This window comes from Symbioplanes lichenis, from assembly GCF_030709675.1.
GTDB lineage: Bacteria > Actinomycetota > Actinomycetes > Mycobacteriales > Micromonosporaceae > Actinoplanes > Actinoplanes lichenis.
On record NZ_JAUZQD010000001.1, the window covers coordinates 1 to 21276 of the forward strand.

General features: G+C 73.4%; 15 protein-coding genes. 7 read left to right on the forward strand and 8 right to left on the reverse strand.

All coding sequences use genetic code 11. The annotated features are described in order from the left end of the window. Window positions 1–251: 251 nt before the first annotated feature. The 4 genes from RAN62_RS00005 to RAN62_RS00020 all read left to right on the forward strand — a co-directional run bounded on the left by RAN62_RS00005 (window position 252) and on the right by RAN62_RS00020 (window position 2123). Complete coding sequence (locus RAN62_RS00005) at window positions 252–545, forward strand: DUF4287 domain-containing protein (protein ID WP_305782301.1); 294 nt, start codon at window positions 252–254, stop codon at window positions 543–545. 522 nt (window positions 546–1067) lie between these two features. Continuing rightward, window positions 1068–1322: a hypothetical protein gene (locus tag RAN62_RS00010; protein WP_305782302.1), complete on the forward strand. Its 255-nt coding sequence runs from the start codon at window positions 1068–1070 to the stop codon at window positions 1320–1322. Window positions 1323–1374: 52 nt separating this feature from the next. Continuing rightward, a complete protein-coding gene (locus RAN62_RS00015; RefSeq protein ID WP_305782303.1) occupies window positions 1375–1725 on the forward strand; it encodes a hypothetical protein in 351 nt (116 codons plus the stop codon). Then, window positions 1722–2123, forward strand: a complete 402-nt coding sequence (locus RAN62_RS00020) for a hypothetical protein (protein ID WP_305782304.1) — start codon at window positions 1722–1724, stop codon at window positions 2121–2123. Before RAN62_RS00015 ends, RAN62_RS00020 begins: the two co-directional genes overlap by 4 nt. Before the next feature lie 192 nt (window positions 2124–2315). Here the strand turns inward: RAN62_RS00020 and RAN62_RS00025 are convergent, their stop codons facing one another. The 4 genes from RAN62_RS00025 to RAN62_RS00040 form a co-directional block, all read right to left on the reverse strand. Further along, on the reverse strand, window positions 2316–4838 hold the full coding sequence (locus RAN62_RS00025) for a DNA gyrase/topoisomerase IV subunit A (RefSeq protein ID WP_305782305.1): 2523 nt from the start codon (window positions 4836–4838) through the stop codon (window positions 2316–2318). A 13-nt stretch (window positions 4839–4851) separates the two neighbouring features. Beyond that, the gene (locus RAN62_RS00030; RefSeq protein WP_305782306.1) at window positions 4852–6909 is read right to left on the reverse strand and encodes a DNA gyrase/topoisomerase IV subunit B; all 2058 of its coding nucleotides are present in this window, start codon (window positions 6907–6909) and stop codon (window positions 4852–4854) included. A gap of 123 nt (window positions 6910–7032) precedes the next feature. Further along, on the reverse strand, window positions 7033–12282 hold the full coding sequence (locus tag RAN62_RS00035) for a diguanylate cyclase (RefSeq protein WP_305782307.1): 5250 nt from the start codon (window positions 12280–12282) through the stop codon (window positions 7033–7035). Between the two features lie 39 nt (window positions 12283–12321). Next, complete coding sequence (locus RAN62_RS00040; protein WP_305782308.1) at window positions 12322–12957, reverse strand: adenylate/guanylate cyclase domain-containing protein; 636 nt, start codon at window positions 12955–12957, stop codon at window positions 12322–12324. A 172-nt stretch (window positions 12958–13129) separates the two neighbouring features. Here RAN62_RS00040 and RAN62_RS00045 point away from each other — a divergent pair, with 172 nt between their 5' ends. Both RAN62_RS00045 and RAN62_RS00050 read left to right on the forward strand, forming a co-directional pair. After that, a complete protein-coding gene (locus RAN62_RS00045; protein ID WP_305782309.1) occupies window positions 13130–15931 on the forward strand; it encodes a helix-turn-helix transcriptional regulator in 2802 nt (933 codons plus the stop codon). A gap of 170 nt (window positions 15932–16101) precedes the next feature. Continuing rightward, on the forward strand, window positions 16102–16881 hold the full coding sequence (locus tag RAN62_RS00050; protein WP_305782310.1) for a DUF5995 family protein: 780 nt from the start codon (window positions 16102–16104) through the stop codon (window positions 16879–16881). A 67-nt stretch (window positions 16882–16948) separates the two neighbouring features. On the opposite strand, the gene RAN62_RS00055 is transcribed toward RAN62_RS00050, so the two are convergent. The 3 genes from RAN62_RS00055 to RAN62_RS00065 are packed head-to-tail and all read right to left on the reverse strand — an operon-like array spanning window position 16949 to window position 19485. After that, window positions 16949–17425 (reverse strand): hypothetical protein, encoded by a 477-nt coding sequence (locus RAN62_RS00055; RefSeq protein WP_305782311.1) that lies wholly within the window; start codon window positions 17423–17425, stop codon window positions 16949–16951. 34 nt (window positions 17426–17459) lie between these two features. Next, the gene (locus RAN62_RS00060) at window positions 17460–18806 is read right to left on the reverse strand and encodes a sensor histidine kinase (protein WP_305782312.1); all 1347 of its coding nucleotides are present in this window, start codon (window positions 18804–18806) and stop codon (window positions 17460–17462) included. After that, complete coding sequence (locus tag RAN62_RS00065) at window positions 18799–19485, reverse strand: response regulator transcription factor (RefSeq protein ID WP_305782313.1); 687 nt, start codon at window positions 19483–19485, stop codon at window positions 18799–18801. The genes RAN62_RS00060 and RAN62_RS00065 overlap by 8 nt, the downstream gene beginning before the upstream one ends. A gap of 94 nt (window positions 19486–19579) precedes the next feature. Between RAN62_RS00065 and RAN62_RS00070 the strand changes: the two genes are divergently transcribed. Continuing rightward, window positions 19580–20053, forward strand: coding sequence for a hypothetical protein (locus RAN62_RS00070; RefSeq protein ID WP_438874446.1), 474 nt, complete (start codon window positions 19580–19582; stop codon window positions 20051–20053). Window positions 20054–20204: 151 nt separating this feature from the next. Here the strand turns inward: RAN62_RS00070 and RAN62_RS00075 are convergent, their stop codons facing one another. Further along, window positions 20205–21209, reverse strand: a complete 1005-nt coding sequence (locus tag RAN62_RS00075) for a glutathione S-transferase family protein (protein WP_305782315.1) — start codon at window positions 21207–21209, stop codon at window positions 20205–20207. Window positions 21210–21276 lie beyond the last annotated feature (67 nt).

A 21276-nucleotide genomic window follows, 5' to 3' on the forward strand; every position in this document is an offset into this window, starting at 1 on the left:
CCTCTCTGTCCGCCACCGCAGTCGTGACGCCCGCCGCCGCGGTCACAATCATGGCGACCGCGGTCGGGATGGCCCGCCGTCGCGTTGCAGTGGCCCGCCGTGATGGTGGCGACCGTCGCCTTCGCCGACGTGGTTCCGCTACAGCGCTGGCGGCTCGCCATGCCGGGGCGCCTTCGGCCGATGTCATGACCTCGTTCCCGGGCGGTAGCCTGCGGCCTGAAGACACCGGCACGTGAGCGAGGAGATGACTCATGTCGTTCCAGGCCTATCTCGACGCGATCGAGGACAAGACCGGCAAGACCCCGCGCCAGCTGATCGCCATCGCGCACGACAAGGGCCTCGAACCACCGCAGGCCAAGGCCGGCGACGTGGCGGCCTGGCTCAAGGAGGACTACGACATCGGCCGCGGCCACGCCATGGCCCTGTGGCACGTCCTCAAGAACGGCCCCACCATCAGCGACAAACACGTCGGCACCGACGGCACCCACCGCGACGACTCCACCGAACTCTGGCTCGACGGCAAAGCCACCCGCCCGGCGGCCTGATTCCGCCTGCACCCACACCGCGATGGACGGCAGGGCGCAGTGCACGGCGGGGCGCACGGCGATCTCGCCGGGATCGCCGTGCGCAGGGTAGGCGCCGAAGAGCAAAGTTGGCCCCCTCCCCGCGATGGACGTCGCAGTCGAGCCAGACCACCCGGATGCCGGCGGCGAGGGCCGGAGCCGGCAGGCTCCCGGCGATCTTCGGCGACCCGGCCGGCGCCTCCGAAGACTCCTCCGCAAGGCGTCGAGGCGGGCGCCGGAGTCATCGGCTCGCGGATCTTCGCTACCCGGCGGCAGGAGCCAGGGGGCAGCGGCGACACAGCCAAGGGGGACCGCGACGCCGGTGCGGCCGACGAGTCCGCCGCTCCGAGAAGGCGAACGACGTTGCTTTCCGTGAGGGTTCCGCTCCACGCTCCGGCACACGTACCGGCCACCCGTCACGCACGGCGATGGCTTCCACCGTCCACAATTTATCTGGTCCTGTTCGGAGCGGCAGGCCTGCTCGTCGCCGCGGTCCGGTGGCTCTTGATCGCGGCGTTCACCGCCCTGCCGGCCGACGGCCCGAGCCGCTCGGTGCGCCAGATCGTCGCGTTCCCGATGGTCGCGCTCCTGAGCCGGGAGCGCCGGGCCACGGGCGGGGACGCGGGCAGCATCCGCTGGCTGGCCCTGCTGCAGGTTTTCGGGGCGGGGTGTCTCAGCTGGATGATCCAGGGCATCGGGGCCGCCGTTGTTCTCTCCGCTCTGTTCGCTGTGGGCGCGCTGTGGGCGTTCCGCGACTGATCACCGACGATCGAGTACGAAGATTCGAGGCACCGTGGAACCTTGGAAAGACGTGGAACTGCGCGTGGACGGCGGTGGCATGCACCGCACTGTCTCGTCCAGCGCCGGGCACGCCATGGCTCGCGCCATCGTCGAGGCACTGCACACACCGATCGCCGCGGCCGTGCAAGCGGTGGTGATCAGCACCGTGAAGACGGGCTACGACATCTATGGGGAAATGCAGGACGACTCCCGCGTTCAGGCCCGACCTCGCGGAGCGGTGGCCGCCCTGGTGGGAGGGGCCGAAGACCTCAGGACAGCGATCGAGGTCACGGCTCAGCGCGCCCGGGTCTCCATGCGCATCCGCGAGATCCAGGGGGAGGCGGAGATCCGCCAGTTGTTCCTGGACCTCGGCCGGCGATGAGATCCGGGGACCTGGAGGCTTTGTTGCGGGAAGCCATCGAGGAGCCCGCGGCCGAGAGGCTGGCCTCGCTGCTTCGCGCGGGCGTCATCAAGCCCTCCGACGTCCAGCGGTTCAACGTGTCGGCCACTCAGTTCAAGCGCGCCATCGTCGCGGACTACGAGTCCTTCGAGCCGTTGGTGCGCGACGAGCTGCGCATCTCGCTGATCAAGCAGTACCGCGAGACGATCGAGGTGCTCCTCGCCGAGCTGGTGGACCGCAAGGCGCCCGGCGACGAGGTCGACCATCCGGCGCCTCGGGTGGTCGATGAGGAGGCTTCCGCCAGCGGTCCGCTGACGGAAGCGGCACCACGCATCCCCCGGTGGTGGACCAGCGTGCGTCAGCGACTCGACCCGCGATAGGCCGCAGCCGGGTGCGGGGTGGATGACCTCGATGCGGCGGGGCCGACCGACCGGCGCCGCCCGGACGGGAAACCGCGGCGACTCGGCCAGGTGAGAGCGCGGCGGAAGAAGTCGCAAGGAGCGCCGCCCGGGCGGGAGACCCACCCGGGCGGCGCCGGCGATGCGAGAGATGCCGCCGGCGATGCGGAACGGTCAGCCGCGCTCGATGAGGTGGCCGACGATCTGGGGGCTCATCGGGACCGGCGTGCCGGAGCCGTCGCGGCGCCCGTCCGGCTCCGGGAGGTCGATCGGGTCGCCGTTGGTGCCGGCGCCGACCGGGCGGGGGCCGACCCAGGCGACGGTGAGCCTGTCCTCGCCCTTGAGGAAGCGTTGCACCCGGACGCCGCCCGTGGCGCGGCCCTTGGCCGGGTAGGACGCAAACGGGGTCAGCTTGACCTGGGTGCTCGTGCCGGTGACGACCATGGGCTCGCCATGCTCGTGGTCGCGGGTGTCGACCACGTTGAAGGACAGCACCTCGGCGTCGGGGGCGACGTTGACGCCGGCCATGCCGCCGCCCTTGAGGCCCTGGGGGCGGACCAGCTTGGCCGGGAAGCGCAGCAGTGACGCGTCGGACGTGACGAAGACGAACGCCTCGCCGCCGTCGGTGAGCCAGGTGGTCTGGAGGACCTCGTCGCCGTCCTTGAGGGTGACGACCTCGAACTCGTCGGAGCGGACCGGCCACTCGGGGGCGCACACCTTGACGATGCCGCGGCGGGTGCCCAGGGCGAGGCCGGGCGAGTCGCCCGGGGTGAGCGGGGCGAGGCCGACGACGCGCTCGCCCTTCTCCAGCGGGATCAGCTCGGAGGCGGACATGCCGCCCCGCAACGAGACGGTGCCGGTTTGCTCGGGGAGGACCGGCAGGGGCAGGACGTCCGTCTTGAAGGCGCGGCCCCGGCTGGTGATCAGCAGGATCCGGCCGCGCGCGGTCGCGTGGACCACGGCGCGGACGGCGTCGTGCTTGCCCCGGCCGCTGCGCTGCTGGCCCTCGGCGGCCTCCTCGCTCTCGGCGGCCGTACGCGCGATGAGCCCCGTCGCGGACAGGATGATCTGGCACGGGTCGTCGGCCACCTCGAGCGGGCCGGCCGGCGCGGACGCGGCGAGCACCTCCTTGAGGTCGCCGTCGATGAGCGTGGTGCGGCGCGGGGAGCCGAACTCCTTCACGACCGCCGCCAGCTCGTCGGAGACCACCTGCTTGAGGACGTCCTCGTTGTCGAGGATGCGCGACAGCTCGGCGATCTCGGCGTTGAGCCGCTCCTGCTCGGTCTCCAGCTCGATGCGGTCGAAGCGGGTGAGCCGGCGCAGCGGGGTGTCCAGGATGTACGTCGCCTGGATGTCGCTGAGCCCGAACTCGCTCATCAGCGACGCCTTGGCCGCCGCCGCGTCGTCGCTGCCCCGGATGATCGCGACCACGCGGTCGATGTCGATCAGCGCGATGAGCAGACCGTCGACCAGGTGCAGCCGGTCCTGACGCTTGGTGCGGCGGAAGGTCGTGCGCCGGGTGACCACGTCATAGCGGTGGGCCAGGAAGACCTCGAGCAGCTCCTTGAGCCCCAGCGTGCGCGGCTGCCCGTCGACCAGCACCAGGTTGTTGATGCCGAACGACGTCTCCAGCGGGGTCAGCCGGTAGAGGTCGGCCAGCAGGGCCTGCGGGTTGACGCCGACCTTGCACTCGATGACCAGCCGGGTGCCGTGCTCGCGGTCGGTGAGATCCTTGACGTCGGCGATGCCCTGCAGCCGGGCGGCCTGGCGCTGGCCCTTCTTCGGCCCCGAGACGTAGAGCTTGCCCTTCACCTCGTCGGTGATCGCCTCGATGATCTTCTCGCTGCCCACACCGTAGGGCAGCTCGACCACCGTGATGGCCTGCCGGCCCCGGCCGCCCTCGAGCGGGCCGGTCGTCGCCTTGGCGCGCATGCGGACCACACCACGCCCGGTCTCGTACGCCCGGCGCACCTCGTCGAGCCCGAGCAGCTGACCCCCCGTGGGCAGGTCGGGGCCGGGCACGAAGGTCATGAGCTTGTCGAGCGTGGCGCCGGGGTGCTTGATGAGCCAGCGCGCGGCCGCCACGACCTCGCCCAGGTTGTGCGGGATCATGTTCGTCGCCATGCCGACCGCGATGCCCGACGTGCCGTTGACCAGCAGGTTGGGATAGGCGGCGGGCAGGACGACAGGCTCGAGCTCGGAACCGTCGTAGTTGGCCTTGAAGTCGACCGTGCCCTCGCCCAGCTCCCCGACGAGGTGCATCGCCTCGCGGGACATGCGCGCCTCGGTGTAACGGGCGGCGGCGGGGCCGTCGTCGGGGCTGCCGAAGTTGCCGTGGCCGTCGATCAACGGGACGTTCAGCGTGAAGTCCTGGGCCAGACGGACCAGCGCGTCGTAGATCGCGACGTCGCCGTGGGGGTGATAGCGGCCCATCACGTCGCCGACGACGCGGGCCGACTTCACATAGGGACGGTCGGGTCGATGCCCCTGCTCCTGCATGGAGAACAGGATGCGGCGGTGGACAGGCTTGAGCCCGTCCCGGGCGTCGGGCAGCGCGCGGCTGTGGATGACCGAGTAGGCGTACTCCAGATAGGAGTCCTCCACCTCGGTGGTGAGCGGGTTGTCGATCACCCGGGCGCCGGCCTGGTCGAAGGCCGACAGATCGACCCGGGTCTTCTCGTTCTTGCGGCGTGCCATGGCTACCCGTTCCTCAGGCGTCGATCGTGTCTTGGTCGATGCGGCCGGCGGCACCGATGAGCCAGTTCTTGCGGGGCTCGACCCGCTCCCCCATCAGCAGCTCGAGGGTCGCCTCGGCGCGCTCGGCGTCGTCGAGCGTGATCCGCCGCACCGTCCGCGAGGCGGGGTTCATGGTCGTGTCCCAGAGCTCGTCGGCGTCCATCTCACCCAGGCCCTTGAAGCGGGGCACCGGCTTGTTGACGCTCTTGCCGGCCTGCTCGAAGCGGCCGACCGTGGCTTCCATCTCCTGCTGGGTGTAGGTGTAGACGGTTTCGCCCGACCGGCCCTTGGTGCTCACCTTGTGCAGGGGAGGCATCGCCGCGTAGAGCCGGCCGGCCTCGATGACCGGGCGCATGTACTTGGCGAAGAGCGTGATGAGCAGCGTGCGGATGTGCGAGCCGTCGACGTCGGCGTCGGCCATGATCATGACGCGGCCGTAGCGCATGGTGGAGATGTCGAACGTGCGCCCGGAGCCCGCCCCGAGCACCTGCACGATGGCCGAGCACTCGGCGTTGTCGAGGACCTGCTGGAGGCTGGCCTTCTGCACGTTGAGGATCTTGCCGCGGATCGGCAGCAGCGCCTGGTATTCGGAGCTGCGGGCCATGCGGGCCGTGCCGAGCGCGCTGTCGCCCTCGACGATGTAGAGCTCGCTGCGGCTGATCCCGGTGGCCCGGCAGTCGACCAGCTTGGGCGGCATCGACGCGCCCTCGAGGGCGGTCTTGCGGCGGGCCGCGTCCTTCTGCTGCTTCTGCGTGAGGCGCACGCGGGCGGCGTCGACGACCTTTTGCAGGACCGTGCGCGCCTCGACCTTGGTCTTGCGGTCGTCGATCCACTGCTTGAGGTGCTGCTCGACGAGGCCCTGCACGACGCGGGTGACGCCGGCGGTGGACAGCTCGTCCTTGGTCTGCGAGGTGAACTGCGGCTCGGGCACCCGGACGTGGATGACCGCGGTCAGGCCCTCCAGGTAGTCGTCGAGGACCGGCGCGTCCTCCTTGGCCTTGAGCAGGCCCCGGGTGTTGCGCACGGCGTCGCTGAGGGCGCGGACCATGGCCCGCTCGAAGCCCTTGCGGTGGGTGCCGCCGTGCATGTTGCGGATCGTGTTGGTGAAGCACTCGACCGTGCGCTCGTAGCCCGTGCCCCAGCGGAACGCGACCTCGATCTCGGCCTTGCGCTCGACGTTGGACTGCATCACGCCGTTGGCGTCGGCGGCATTTTCCTTGTAGGACCCCTCGCCGGTGACCATGAGGATGCCCGAGACGGGCTTGTCGGCGGCCGGGGTGAGGAACTCGACCATGTCGGCGAGCCCGTGGGGGAAGTGGAAGGTCTCCTCGACCGGCTCCTCGCCGGTGAAGTCGGCGACGACATATTCCACGCCGGGGACCAGGAACGCCGTGTTGCGCAGCTTGGCCTTGACGACCTCGACGTCGAGCCGGGCGCCGGTCTCGAAGTAACGGGCGTCGTACCAGTAGCGGATCGAGGTGCCGGTGCTCTCGCCGCGCTTCATCCGGCGGGCGACGCGCAGGCCGGGCTGCGGGGTGAACTTCGCGCCGGGGCCGTCGCCGGCGAAGACGCCGGGCACGCCGCGCTGGAAGGAGATCTCGTGCACCTTGCCCTGCTGCTTGACGGTCACGTCGAAGCGCAGGGAGAGCGCGTTGACGGCGGAGGCGCCGACGCCGTGCAGACCGCCGGACGTCTTGTAGCCCGAGCCGCCGAACTTGCCGCCCGCGTGCAGCCGGGTGAGCACCAGCTCGACGCCGGACAGCCCGGACTTGGCGTTGATGCCGGTCGGGATGCCGCGGCCGTCGTCGTCGACCTGCACCGAGCCGTCGGGGTGCAGCACCACGGCGACATGCTGGGCGTGACCGCCCACGCCCTCGTCGGTCGCGTTGTCGATGATCTCGTTGGCGAGATGGTTGACGCCGCGGCTGTCGGTGGAGCCGATGTACATGCCCGGACGCTTGCGGACCGCGTCGAGGCCCTCGAGGTGCGTGAGGTCATCGGCCCCGTAGAGGATCTCTTGTTGCGCAGTCACGAGGTACAGCTCCCGAGCAGTCACAGCCGTCAACGACGCGGCGAGCCTACCGGGGAGGTACGACATGATCGGTGAGGCGGGACCGGAGGTGACGGACCCGCCACGCGACAAAGCGGTCAAATGCTACGCATCGTGAGCCATGACACGGTTGCGCCCGGCCTGCTTGGCCTCGTAGAGCCCGGCGTCGGCCCGGGCCAGCAGCGCGTCCGGCGTGTCGTCGGCGCGCAGCACGGACAGGCCCACGCTGACCGTCACCGGGATGTCACCGATCCGGGTGTCCACCTCGGTGCCCGCGATCGCGGCGCGCACCTTCTCGGCGATGGCCGGCCCGTCGTCCGCGACACCGGGCAGCAGCACCGCGAACTCCTCGCCGCCGTAGCGGGCGACGATGCCGTCCGGCGGGACACACGCCACCACCCGCTCGGCCACCTCTTTGATGACGTCGTCGCCGGCCTGGTGCCCGTACGTGTCATTGATCTTCTTGAAGTGGTCGATGTCGAGCATGAGCGCGGTGACCGGCCGCCGGCCGTCGAGCGCCGCGACCAGCTGGCGCTCGGCCAGCTCGAAGAAGCGCCGGCGGTTGGCGACGCCGGTGAGGCTGTCGGTGGTGGCCAGCTCGTTGATCCGGGTGAACATCCGCGCGTTGTCGTAGGCGACCATGCCCTGGCTGACCAGCGCCGCCGCCACGCCCAGCTCGGCGGCGGTGTAGACGCCCTCCTTCTCGCTGGCGAGGATGAGGACGCCGACCATGCCCTCCCGGTCGTCCAGCGTGACGGTCAGCCAGCTGGTGCCGGCCCAGTCGCCCAGCGCGGCCGCCCACGGCGGGGTGCCGGCGGTGAGGTCGGCCTGCCGGTTCTCGAAGAGCTTGCGCAGCTCGGGGTGCTCGTCCAGGACCAGCGACGACGGGCCGGCGGAGCTGCCCAGCACGCTGATCTCGGCCGACTCGGCGGTGCCGAGCAGCAGCCAGCCGCGCTCGCCGCCAGGGGTCTGGCGGGCGGTGAGCAGCAGGCGCCGCAGCACCAGCTCGGGGTCGAGGGTGCCGGTGAGGCGGGCCATCGCGCGGCGCAGCGTCTCGGCGACGTCGCGCTGCCGGTTGGCGGCGGCCACGGCGACCTCGAGCTGCGCCGCCCGGGCGGTCTCCAGGCCGACGGCGATGTGGTGCGTGATCGCGGTGAGCACGTCGGCGTCCTCGACCGTGAAGACGCCCTTGGCGACCCGGCTGTCCAGGTAGACCACGCCCAGCAGGCGGTCGTCCAGCTCGAGCGGGGCGACCAGGATGCTGCGCAGGCCGAACTGCACGACGCTGGCGGCGCCCAGGGCCTCGCCCTCGTCGGTGCCGGTGACCACGAGCGGCTCGCGGCTCTGGCGGACCTTGCTGACGACGGTCTTGCTGTAGCCCTTGAGCTCGGTCAGGTCCTGCCCGGCGGCGTCGCGGCCGACATAGGGCGTGAGCCGGCCCTTCGCCGAGTCGACCAGGAAGAGCAGGGCCCGCTCGGCGCCCAGCAGCCGGACGGTCTCGTCCAGCGCCACGCGGGTCAGCCGCTCGGGGTCGATCACCCGCGAGGCGGCGTTGCTGAGCTGCTCCAGGGCGGCCCAGCGCTGCCCCTCGCGGCCCCGGCCGGCGGCCACGGGTAGGCGGTTGCGGCGCCCCGCGTCGATGCGGAACTCGGCCGCCGCCTTGCGGGCCCGGTGCGGCCAGCCCCGCTTCTCGGCGATGCTGGCGGCCAGGTAGGCCTGCCGCTCCGCCTCGCCCGGGACGCCCGACGCGGCGAGCGCGCGGGCCCGGACCAGGGTCGCCTCGTACGCGGTGAGCGGCGCGTCGACCGTACGGAAGAGCTCCTCGGACTCCGTGAGCAGCGCCAGCGCCGACGCCGCCCCGCCCGGCGTGAGCACCGCCAGGGCCGCGCGGGTGATCCGGTGGTGGGCCGCGATCAGCGGGCGCGGGGTGACCCGGCCGAGCAGCGCGACGGCGGCCTCGGCGGCGCGCATCGCCTTCTCCTGCTCGGCGGGGGCGGCCCGGCGGGCCTGCTCGAGCCGGCCGTACGCCAGGTAGACGTAGAAGCCGTGGTGGCTCGGCAGCACCTCGCGGACGCCCAGGCCCAGTCCTTCGAACTCGGCGACCGCGTCGTCGAAGGCCGCGCCCAGGTCGTCGCGCTCGAGGGCGCCGACCATCCGGGCCATGATCGTGTGCACGATCTCGTGCACCTCGCGGGCGGCCGCGCCGGCCCGGGTGAGCTCGGTGAGGGCCTCGCCGGCCCGCCCGCGCAGGGCGAGCAGCGCGGCCTCGACCGCGATCATGCAGGCCCGGTCGTGGTGGCCGGTGATGTCCTGCCAGCGCAGCCGGCCGGCGGTGGCCGCCTCGGCCTCGGCGACCTCGCCGCGCAGCAGGCCCTCCCAGCCGAGCAGGGAGTAGCTGTCGAGGACCAGGCCCGGGTCGAGGAAGCGGTCGCGCTCGTGCAGCACCCGCCGCAGGCGCTCGCCGGAGTCGCCGCCGGTGCCGTGCATCGCCACGGCGGTCATCCAGTCCACGCGCGCGGTCAGCGTCGGGTCGCCCAGGCGCGCGGCGAGCCGCTCGGCGTTGCCGGTGAGCCGGTCGGCCGGGCGCCGCAGCCCGAGGAAGCGCAGGGCGACGCCGAGGGCGGCCAGGTCGCGGGCCCGCTCCGGGGAGCGGCCCAGCCGGTTGACCGGATAGACCGTACGCATGCCGTGCAGCAACGCCCGTCCCGGCCGCATGACCCGGATCGCGCCGGACGCCCCGAAGTGGTGCAGGGTCGCCTCGAGCCGCAGCCGCTCCCGGGTGCCACCCTTCGCGGTGCCGTAACCGAGCCCGGTCAGCCGGCACAGGCCGCCGATGACGACCAGCCAGAAGGTCGTGGCCACCCGGACCAGCTTGTGCGCGGGCAGCGTGCGCCCGAGCTCCGCCAGCCCGTGCTCGACCGCGTCGAGCTGGGCCGCACCGGCACCCGCGCTCTCGTGCACGCGGGCGAGCAGCAGCTGGATCCCGGCCCGCAGCATGGGGTCGGACGTCTCGGAGAGCGCCTCGGTGAGGGTCTCGGCGGCCTCGGCGAAGCGGGCGTTGTGGTGGTACGCCGTGCCGAGCAGCTGCTTGAAGCGGCAGTTGAGGTGGATGCCCCCGGCCGCGGCGGCCGCCCGGGCCGCCTCCAGCCAGGTCAGCGCGGTGTCGGCGGCGTGCTCGGCGAGGGCCCGGGCGCCCGCCTCGGTGCAGGCGCGCAGCGTCCGCTGCGGGTCCGCGGCGGGACCGGCCAGGACACAGTGCCGGGCCAGCACGTACGCGTCGGAGCCCGCCCGGGCGTCCAGCGCGTCGGCGATCCGCCCGTGCAGCTCGGTCACCTTCCCGGCGGCCAGTCCCGCCTGCGCGGCCGTCCGGATGCTCTCGTGCACGAACCGGTAGGACCCGTCGCGCGCCTCGACGACGCCCTGCCGGATCGCCCCGTCGAGGCTGTCCAGGGTCGCCCGGCGCTCGGCCCCGGCCACCTCGGCGACAACCTCGGGGTCGAACGTGGTGCCCACGACCGCCGCGATGCGCAGCAGGTCACGGGCGCTCTCGTCCACCCCGGCGAGGCGGCGCAGGATGAGCTGGGCGGAGTCGGCGGGGAGCTGCAGGTCGCGTACGCCGTCCTGGTCGACGACCCACTCGCCCCACACGGGTCGCAGCAGGCCGGCGTCCATCACCGCGCGGGCGTACCCGACGGTGGCGAAGGGGTTGCCCCCGGTGAGCGTGGCGATGTGGGCGCCCGCCGGCTCGGCGAGCCGGACGCCGCCGGACATGCGGGCGATGAGCTCGACGATGTCGGCCGGCCCGAACGGCGCCAGCCCGATCTCGTCGGTCCGGACCGCGGTCAGCCGGCCGAGCACGGGCGACGGCTTGTCCTCGTCGCGGCGGGCGGTGGCGACGACCAGCAACGGGACGTCCGCCACGGCGGCGGCGAGCCGCTCCAGGACGCGGACGGTGCCCTCGTCGTACCACTGGGCGTCGTCGAGGTGCAGCAGCAGCGGGCCGGCCGTGCGGGCCAGGCCGGTCAGCAGGTCGGCGACCGCCGCGGCGTGCCGGCCGAAGCCGACCTCGCCGGTGAGCTCGGGCCCGGCGAGCAGGTCGTCGAGCGCCGGCGACAGGTTGGTGACCAGGGCGGCACTCTCGCCGGCCGCGGCGCGCACGATCTCGGCGGCGCGCTCCCGGCCGCCCGGGGCCACGAGCAGATCCCGGACGTACGCGTCGACGGCCGCGCGCAGCGGTCCCATCGGCCGGCGGTCGCTCGCCGACGCCCCGCCGCGCAGCACCACGCCGCCGGTCGTCGCCACGTGGGCGGCCAGCTCGGCGGCCAGGCGCGTCTTGCCCGCACCGGCCGGACCGTGCAGCAGCACGAGACCGCCGTTGCCGCCCGTGGCGCGGGCCCAGTGGTCGCGCAGGGCCGCGAACTCGGCGTCCCGCCCGGTCAGCGGCGTCTCGGCCCGGACGGCCGGGCAGTCCTCCCCGGCCAGGGCGAAGACCGCACCCGGCTCGGCGGCGAGGCGGCGCAGATCGGCGAGGAGCCCGGCGGCACCGCGGTACCGGTCGTCGGGGTCCTTGGCGAGCAGCTTCACGAGGATGGCGGCGAAGGTCGCCCCGAGCCCCGGGGCCAGGGCCCGCGGATCCGGTACGGGCGCCGTGGCGTGCAGGTGCAGCAGCTCGCCGACGTCGTCCGCGGCGAAGGGCGGCGCGCCGGTCACGCACTCGAACAGCACCGCCCCGAGGGCGTACAGGTCGGAGCGGGCGTCGACCGGGCGGTTGAGCATGCCCGCCTGCTCGGGGGCGCAGTAGGTCAGGGTGCCGGCGATCGCGTCGCCGGGGCCGAGGGCCTCGCCGCTGGGCATGGTGGCCAGCCCGAAGTCCACCAGCGTGGCGGCGCCGGCCTCGGTGACCAGGACGTTCTCGGGCTTGATGTCGCGGTGCACGAGCTCGTGCTCGTGGGCGGCGCGCAGCGCGGAGGCCAGGTCGGCGCCGAGCGCGACGGCCTGCCGCTCGTCCAGCGGGCCGCGCAGCAGGCGGCGGGACAGCGGCTCGCCGGGGACCAGGTCCATGATCAGGTACGGGCGGCCGGCGATCTCCCCGGCCTGGCGCACGCGCGGCAGGTGCGGGCTGGTGATCGCCGCGAGCAGGGCGGCCTGGCGCCGGAACTCACGGCGCCGGTCGGGGTCGAGGTCGTCGGCGAGGAGCTGCTTCAGGGCGTACTCGGTGCCGCCGCGGGCGACGCGGTGGACGACGGCCTGGGCGCCCCGGCCGATCTCGCCCAGCACCTCGAGCCCGGCGTCATATGCGCCGGGTTCGAACTGTGCCGCTGCCGGCTCGGCCGGAACGGAAGGCGAGGCACCCACGTTTGCCTCTATCGGCTCCCCGGCGGCGTGCTGAAGGTTTTACCCGCAAGCCTGCAGCACCGGAACCGCCGCCAGGTCGTTGCGCGGGTGCAGGGCACGCCACAGCTCGACGGGGGCCCGCTTGCCGGCCACGGAGACCGGGGGAAGCTCTTGGAAGGCGACCGCCTCGGCGCTGGCCTCCTGGGTGGCCGCGCACACCACGACGGTGTCATGCGGAGCGTACGCCTGAAGGCGTGACGCCGTGGCCACAATGCTGCCGTGCACCATGCCGTAGCCGCCCTGCCGGGTCGCCTCGAGGTCGACGATCGCGTCGCCGGTGGCGAGCCCGACCCGGGTGCGCACCGCGTGCCGGCCGGCCAGGAGACGCCCCCGCAGCGCCTCCTGCACCAGCAGACCGGCGTTGACGGCGGCCGCCGCGGAGCGCTGCGCCGCCTCCGGCGTCCCGGCATCCGGACATGTGGCACCGAACACAGCCATGACGGCGTCGCCGATGAACTTCTCGACCACTCCGCCCGCCTCGCGCACGACGGCCGAGACCGCCCGGAAGTAGTCCACCTGCAGCTCGTGCACGTCGGCGCAGTCCAGCGTCTCCACGAGACTGGTGAAACCGACGATGTCGATGAAGAGCACGGTGACGGTCTGTCGCCGGCAGCTCAACTCAGCGGTTGCGTTCATGTCTGGCGCTCCTCTCCCGCCTAGGGCGTGGAGAACAGTGCCAGCCGGTCACGGACCCCGGATCGGCAGAATGACGTATCTGCGACAGTACGGAGTCCGTCGGTATTTCGTGACGGAGAACAGTCCGAACCGACGAGAACGACGACCGGTCGTTACCACTAGGCTGCCTCGCATGGCCAGCGAAGGGGATGACGCGCCACTTGTCGGACGTTCCGGCATCCTGGCGTCCCTGCGCGCCGGTCTGCGGGCGGGTCCGGGGGGCACCGCGGCGGTCTTCGTGACCGGCGAGAGCGGCGTCGGCAAGACCCGGCTGCTCACCGAGGTGGCGAGCACGCTCGGTGACGACGTCGCGGTCCTGTGGGGCGCCTGCCTCGACATCGGTGACGCCTCCCCGCTGCACCCCGTGCTGCAGGCGCTGCGCCACGCCGGCGCCTGGTCCGGCCCGGCCGCCCCCGGCTCCGACGGCGCGGGCGCGCTGCTCGAGCGGGTGTCGCACGAGCTGCGCGAGCTCGCCAGCGGCCGGCGCCTGCTGCTCGTGCTCGACGATCTCCAGTGGGCCGACCGGAGCACCCGTCAGCTCCTGCTCTATCTGCTCGCGGGGCTCGGTGAGATCAACCTCTCCGTGCTGGCCGCCGTGCGGGCCGAGTCGCTGCACGGCTCCCATCCGCTGCGGCGCGTGCTGGCCGAGCTGCGACGGCTGCGCAGCGTCCAGGTGATCGACCTGGCCCCGCTCGATCGTGAGGCCACCGCCGAGCTGGTCGCCGCCGTGGCCGGGCCGGACGCCGCGGCCGAGGACGCCGCCCGCGTCTTCAAGCGCAGCGGCGGCAACCCCTTCGTGGCCGAGGAGCTGGCCCGCGACCTGCGCGACGGCCGGGTCGAGCTGTCCGACACGCTGCGCGAGATCTTCCTGTCCCGGGTCGAGGAGCTGCCGCCCACCGCCCACGAGGTCGTGCACACCGTGGCCGCCGGCGTCGAGCCGGTCGAGCACGCGCTGCTGGCCCGGGCCCTGCCGCTGGCCGAGCCGGAGCTGCTGGAGGGCGTCCGCGCCGCCGTGGCCCACCGCTTCGTGACCAGCGCCGGCGACGGCTACCGGCTGCGGCACCGGGTGGTCGCCGAGATCCTCGAGCAGGAGGTGCTGCCGGCCGAGCACGCGCTGCGCCACCGCCGCTGGGCCGAGGCCATCGAGGCCACCCCGGGCGACGACGACCACGCCCGCCTCGCCCACCACTGGCAGCGGGCGGGCGAGCCGATCCGCGCCCTGCCGTCGGTCGTGGCCGCCGCTCGGGCCGCCGAGGAGCTCTACGGCTATGCCGAGGCGTTCCGCCAGTGGGCGCTGGCCCTCACGCTGACCTGCGACGAGGACCCGCGGCGGACCGAGCTGCTGGGCCACGCCGCCGAGGCCGCCCACCGCTGCGGGGAGCACCAGCGCGCGCTGAGCACGCTCGAGGAGCTGGCGGCGCGGGCGGACGGGCCCGGGCCGTGCGAGATCCACCTGCGCCGGGCGCGCTATCTGGCGGCAGCCGGGCGCACGGCCCACGCCGAGGCCGAATACGAGGCGGCGCTCGCCGCCGAGGAGTGCACCCCGCACGAGAAGGCCGGGGCCGCCGCCTACCTCGCCGAGCTGCTCGTGCAGCTGGGCCGCTACGCCGACGCCGCCGACCGGGCCCGCGAGGCCCTCGACCTGGCCGAGGGCACCGAGGGCTCGACCGCCGCCCTGGTCCGAGCCAGCGCCGCCCTCGGCGTCAGCCTGGCCCTGCGCGAGGACACCGACGCCGGGCTGGCCGTCGTCCGCCAGGCCGTCGCCATCGCCGAGCGCTCCGGGCACCCCGACGACATCGGCATCGCCTATCAGCACCTCGCCGAGCTGCTCGCCAACCCGCTCAGCAGCGTCGAGGAGGGGGTGGTCGTCGCCCGCCGCGGCGCGGCGAAGCTGGCGGCGCTCGGTCAGGGCCGCGTCCACGCGACCCGGCTGCTGGCGATCGCCGCCAACGGGCTCTTCCGGATCGGCCAGTGGGCCGAGGCCGAGCTGCTGCTCAACGACGCGATGAAGCATCGGCCCTCCGGCGCGGACGCGGTCGAGATCCTGCTCGCCCGGTGCCGGCTCTATGTGGGCTTCGGCGACGCCGACAAGGCCGACCGCGACCTCGACGCCGTGGCCACCATCCTGGCCGGCGGCGGCGCCCGGCACGTCTTCCCGATGCTGACCCTGCGCGCCGGCAACGCGATGTGGCGCGGGCAGCACGACGTGGCCCGGGCGGCGGTGCAGCGCGGGCTGACCGAGACGAAGTCCGACGACCTGGTGCTGCTGGGCATCCTGGCCTGGCACGGCCTGCGCGCCGAGGCGGAGGCCCGGGCCGGCGGCGAGATCCCGGTCGACCAGCTGGCCGTGCGCCGCCTGCAGTCCGTCGTCGACCGCATGGCCCGGGGCGCCGCCGACGCCACCGGGCCGGTGCGCGCCATGATCGACGCCTATCTCGACCTGTGCGCCGCCGAGATCAGCCGGATCGAGGAGCGCAGCGACCCCGAGCTGTGGGCCCGCTCGGCCGCCGCGTGGGACAGGCGCAAGCAGCCGTACCCCCGGGCGTACTCCCGGCTGCGGCAGGCCGAGGCGTCGTTCGCCCGCCGCACGCGCCGGGCCGCGGCGACGGCAGCCCTCAGGGAGGCGTACGAGACCGCGCAGGCCATGGGGGCCAAGCCGTTCCTGGCCGAGATCGTGCAGGTGGCCGAGCGCGCCCGGGTGCCGCTCGCCGTCTCCGCCGCGCCGGCCGCCGAGGTGCAGGGGGAGCTGGCCGCGCTGACCGACCGCGAGCGGGAGGTGCTCGCGGCGGTGGCCGAGGGCCTGACCAACCGCGAGATCGGGCGGCGGCTGTTCATCAGCGAGCGGACCGTCGGCGTGCACGTGGGGCACATCTTCGACAAGCTCCAGGTCCGCACCCGCGTGCAGGCCAGCCGGGTCTACCTCGGCGCGGCGTAAGCCGTTACCTTTTCGTTACCACGCGCGCGAGGATACGTATATCTACCGATCCCTCTGACGTATCTGTGCGGCAGGCTGATCCTCGTTCGGGGGAGCACCGCCCGGCAGCTCTGGTTCAGGTTGCCGCCGGGCGGTGCTAGGGGTCCGATGTCCTGTCCGTGGGAGGATCGATGATGCTCACCGAGGCGTCCGTCTGGGGGCCCGTGCAGCGGGAGATGGCCGGCGTTCTCGCCGGGCATCCCGGCGATGTTCCCGGGGTGGTCGACCAGCTCACCCGGTTGCAGGCGGTGCTGAGCCAGGTGCCGCCCCTGCTCGAGGGCAACCCGCTCGCCGACTTCAACCGGCTCTACCTGACGATCAGCGAGAACGTGCTGGAGCGCCTCTTCGCGGGCAGCTTCGCCGACCCGGGCTTCGTCGCCCGCCTCGACGTCGAGTTCGCCGGCCGCTACTTCGACGCCCTGCGCCAGTGGTCCGACGCGAGCGTCGCCTGCCCCCGCTCGTGGATGCTGCTCCTGCAGCGCATTCCGTGCCCCGGCACCGGGCCGACCGCCTCGGCCGCCGCCGGCATCAACGCCCACCTGCACTACGACCTGCCGTTCGCCCTGGTCACCACGCTCGACTTCGAGGGCTGCGAGCCGGTCGACGGCAGCGACCAGCACCGCGACTACCTGCAGATCAACGAGATCTTCGCCGAGCGCATCCCCGGGCTGCGCCGCGGCTATCTCGACCGCTGGCAGCTGCTCATCGACATGATGAACGGCGACCTCGACGACTGGTGGCAGGGCAGCGCCGTCGAGTGGACCCGCGACGTCGCCTGGCGCAACACCCAGAAGCTCTGGCCCATCCGGCACGACCTGCGCGCCGTGGCGGCCGAGCAGGCCCGGCTCGACCGGACGGCCGAGGCGCTGGGCAAGCTGCTGCTGTCGCCGATGGGCTCGCTGCTGCAATAGGACTTCACCGAGGGGGCGGGGCAGGGTCCGCGGCCGGTCACACGCCGGCCGCGGGCCCTGAACCATGTCATCCGGTGACGACCACCAGGCGGGCGACGGGCTTGCCGCTCTCCTCCCGGCCCGCGACGCCGACCGGGGCGCCGGTCCTCAGCTCGCCCTTCTTCGTGCGGACCTTCGCTTCGCCGCCCAGCGTCCAGGTCTGGGTGAAGCCGTCGGACGACTTCACCGTCAGCGTCCGGCCGTCCGTCGCGCCGACCGTGCCGCGCTGGACAACCAGCACGCGCGGGCCGTCCTTGCTCTGCACGGTGATCTCGCCGTGCAGGGTGTTCTTGCGGAGGTACTTCCGGTTCGGCCGGTTCTTCGCCGGAGCGGACGGCGACGGGTCGGCGTCGGTTGTCACCCCGACCGCCTTCAGCGCCATGGTTTCCTCGGTCATCGTCGTCGCGGTGGGGTCGGCCGGGGCCGGGCCCGCCGTCGCGCAGCCTGTGGTCAGGAGGCCGGCGACACCCAGCGTGGCCAGGGCGAGGGTCATGCGAGAAGTCATGTCCCGAGCCTGCCGCCCGGGTGCTCGATCCCGGTCAGTGCTCTGTTCGGGTTGCGTAAGGGAACGTCAGCGTGAACATCGCGCCGCCCTCCGGGGCGTGCCCGGCTGTGATCGTGCCGCCGATGCGAGCGGTGAGCCGGGCGGCCAGGGCCAGACCGAGCCCACTGCCCGTCTTGCGGACGTGCCGGTAACGCTGCTGCAGGGCGCCCCGGTCGAAGGCCACGCGCAGGTCGTCGTCGGTGAAACCCGGTCCCCCGTCGCGGATCTCCACCACGCCGCCGGCGCGCGCCTCGAGGATCAGCGGGGCGCCGGCCGGGACGACGCGCAGGGCGTTCTCGCAGAGGCCGTCGACGATCTGACGTACGCGATCCGGATCGGCCGTCACCAGCACCGGCGCCGGGGGCACCCGCACCGCCAGGGCCGGGCCGGACGGCGTACACCGGGGGGCCCAGGCTTCTCCCGCGGCCGCGACCAGCTCCCCCAGGTCCACCGTCGTCAGGTGCACGGGCAGGTCGGCCGCCTCCAGCCGGGACAGCACGAGCAGGTCGGCGATGAGCCGCTCCAGCCGGTCGGCCTCGGCGAGCATCGTCGCGCCCGCCTTCGGGACGGCGTCCCCGTCGACCACCCCGTCGGCGAGCGCCTCCGCGTAGCCCTTGAGCGTGGCGAGCGGCGTACGCAACTCGTGCGAGACCGACAGCAGGAACTCGCGTTCCCGGCCCTCGCTGATCTCCAGGTCCGCGCCCAGGCGGTTGAGCGCCGCCGCCAGCTCGGCGGCCTCGGCCGGGGGGCGCTCCGCGAGCCGCACCGAGCGGTCTCCGGCCGACAACCGCGCCGCCACGGCCGCCGCCTGCCGCAACGGCCGGGCCAGGAACTGCGCGAGCAGCGCCCCCGCCCCGATCCCGCCGGCCAGCCCGGCGAGCAGCGCGATCCACACGCCGCCGAGCACGCGGGCGCCGGTCCCGGACACGGCCGGGCGGGTCAGCACGACACCCGCGTTGACACCCTTGAGCGGGCGGCCGGAGATGAGCACGGCCGCGCCGCCGACCGTACCGGTGGTGTCGACGGGGTGGCCTGCGGCGATCTGCTCGGTCACCCGCGGCGGCAGTCCCGGGCGATCGGCGACGCCCCGCCGCATCAGATAGACCTCGATGCCGTCGTCGCGCAGCCGGTCGACGATGCGGGCCCGCGCCGGCGCCCGCTCGGTGGCGAGCAGCTCGACCGCGAGCGCCGACTTCTCGGCGAGGTCCGCGGCGGCGGCCTGACGGGCCGAACGGACGGCGATCGGCAGGGCGACGACGGCGGTGACGAGCACGGCGACGACCGCAGTGGCCGCGGTGACCAGGACTGTGCGGCCGGCCAGCGTGGCCAGCCACCTACGCATCGGCGGTGTAGCCAACACCGCGGACCGTCCGGATCACCCCGGCGGCGGCGCCGAGCTTGGCGCGGACCTGGGCCACGTGCACATCGACCGTACGGGTGCCCTGGTGCGCCGCGTAGCCCCAGACGCCGGACAACAGCTCTTCGCGGCTGAACACCCGCCCCGGCCGGCCCAGCAGATGTCCCAGCAGGTCGAACTCGGTCGAGGTCAGCGCGAGCGGCACCCCGTCCACGGTCACGCGCCGCCGGGCCGGATCGAGCGTCACGGCACCCAGGGTGCGCACCTGCTCGGCCTCCGCCGGCCCGTTCGCCCGGCGCACGAGGGCCCGAACCCGGGCGACCAGCTCTCGGGGGCTGAACGGCTTGGTCACGTAGTCGTCGCCGCCCAGCTCGAGACCGAGGATCCGGTCCACCTCGTCGTCGCGCGCGGTCACGAACACGACCGGCGTCCAGTCGCCGTCCGCCCGCAGCCGCCGGCAGATCTCGGTGCCCTCCAGCCCCGGCAGCGCGATGTCGAGCACGCACGCCACCGGGCGCAGACGCCGGGCGGCGGCCAGACCGGCCGCGCCGTCATGCTCGACGTGGACGCCGAAGCCGTCGCGGGTCAGATAGAGGCGGACGAGGTCGGCGATGGGCCGCTCGTCCTCGACCACCAGGACCAGCCCCTTGGAACCAGCTGTCACGGGCCCATTCTGCCCGCGCCCGCGTGTGTGCTGTGTTCGAGGAATGTACGGGTGCGGCGTGAAACTGTCGGAGGCCCGGTGTTTGATGGTCCCCGTGAACCGACCCTTGCTCCTGCTGGATCTCGACGGCGTGCTCAACCCGTTCGGTGCGTCCACCTGCCCCGAGGGATACGTCGAGCACGAGTTCTACCCCGGTCAGGGACCCGAGCGCTACAACCCCGCCCACGGCGGCTGGATCCGCGAGCTCGCCGCGGTGACCGACCCGCAGTGGGCCACGAGCTGGGGCGACGACGCGAACGACCTGCTCGCCCCGCTCCTTGGCCTCGACCCGCTGCCGGTCGTCCCGTTCCCGCCTCTGCCCTTCCCGCCCGCCGCCAAGGTGCCCGCGATCGCCGCCGCGGCCGGCGACCGCCCGGCCGCCTGGATCGACGACAACCACACCGGCGCGGGCCGGGAGTGGGCGGCGAGCCGGAGCGCGCCGACGTTGCTGGTGCCGGTGGATTCGGCGATCGGGTGGACGCGGGCGGATGTCGAGGCCGTGCTGACGTGGGCCGGGTCGTTGTCCTGAGCGGCCGGGCGTCGGTCGCTGCGCGGCGGGCTTCTCCCGCTCCGGCGGGCTGCGCGCTATCCGGCCTTTTGCCTGGCGTGCTTGCGGGCGGCCCGTGCTCGCTGCACCGGGCGTTGCGGCCGCGGTGCGCGCCGGTCGCCGGGCCGGGGCCCTACCGGGCGCCGTGGTCCGCGGGGACGACCTCGTCCGGCTTGGGCGGGGGCGGTGGGGTGCCGTCGCCGAACGGGCGGCCGCCGAGCGACTCGCGCCCGTGCTCGCTCAGCCAGTTGCCCAGCTCTGGACCGGCCGGGACGATGCCTGTCGGGTTGATGTCGCGGTGCACCTCGTAGTAGTGCCGCTTGATGTGGACGAAGTCGATCGTGTCGCCGAAGCCGGGCGTCTGGAAGAGATCCCGGGCGTACGCCCACAGCACCGGCATCTCGGTCAGCTTGCTGCGGTTGCACTTGAAGTGCCCGTGGTAGACCGGGTCGAAGCGCACCAGCGTCGTGAACAGCCGCACGTCCGCCTCGGTGATGGTGTCGCCGACGAGGTAACGCTGCCCGGCCAGGCGCTCGGACAGCCAGTCGAGACGGTCGAAGAGCCGGTGGTACGCCTTGTCGTACGCCTCCTGCGACCCGGCGAACCCGGCCCGGTAGACGCCGTTGTTGACGTCCCGGAAGACGTGCCGGTTGACCTCGTCGATCTCCGCCCGCAGGGCCTCGGGATAGAGCTCGGGCGCCCCGGGCCGGTGGTACTGCTTCCACTCCAGCGACATGTCGATCGTGATCTGGGGGAAGTCGTTCGTGACCACCTGACCGGTCGGCACGTCGACGATCGCGGGCACGGTGATGCCCTTGTCGTAGCCGGGGTAGCGCTGGAAGAACGCCTCCTGCAGCCGCTCGATGCCGAGCACCGGGTCCTGGCCGCCGGGGTCGAGGTCGAAGGTCCAGCTCCGCTCGTCGTGCGTGGGCCCCGCGACGCCCATGGAGAGCACGTCCTCGAGCCCGAGCAGCCGCCGCACGATGATCGTCCTGTTCGCCCACGGGCACGCGCGGCTCACGACCAGCCGGTAACGGCCGGGCTCCACCGGATAGCCGTCCCGGCCGTCCGCGGTGATCCGGGTGGCGATGTAGCGCTGGTCGCGGGTGAACTCCCCCGTGGTGGAGACGTAAGCCATGCCCTCATCTTCCCCCGCGGAGCCGCCTCGCACTGTGCCGCTGCCCACTCCGGCCCGGCGCTACCCT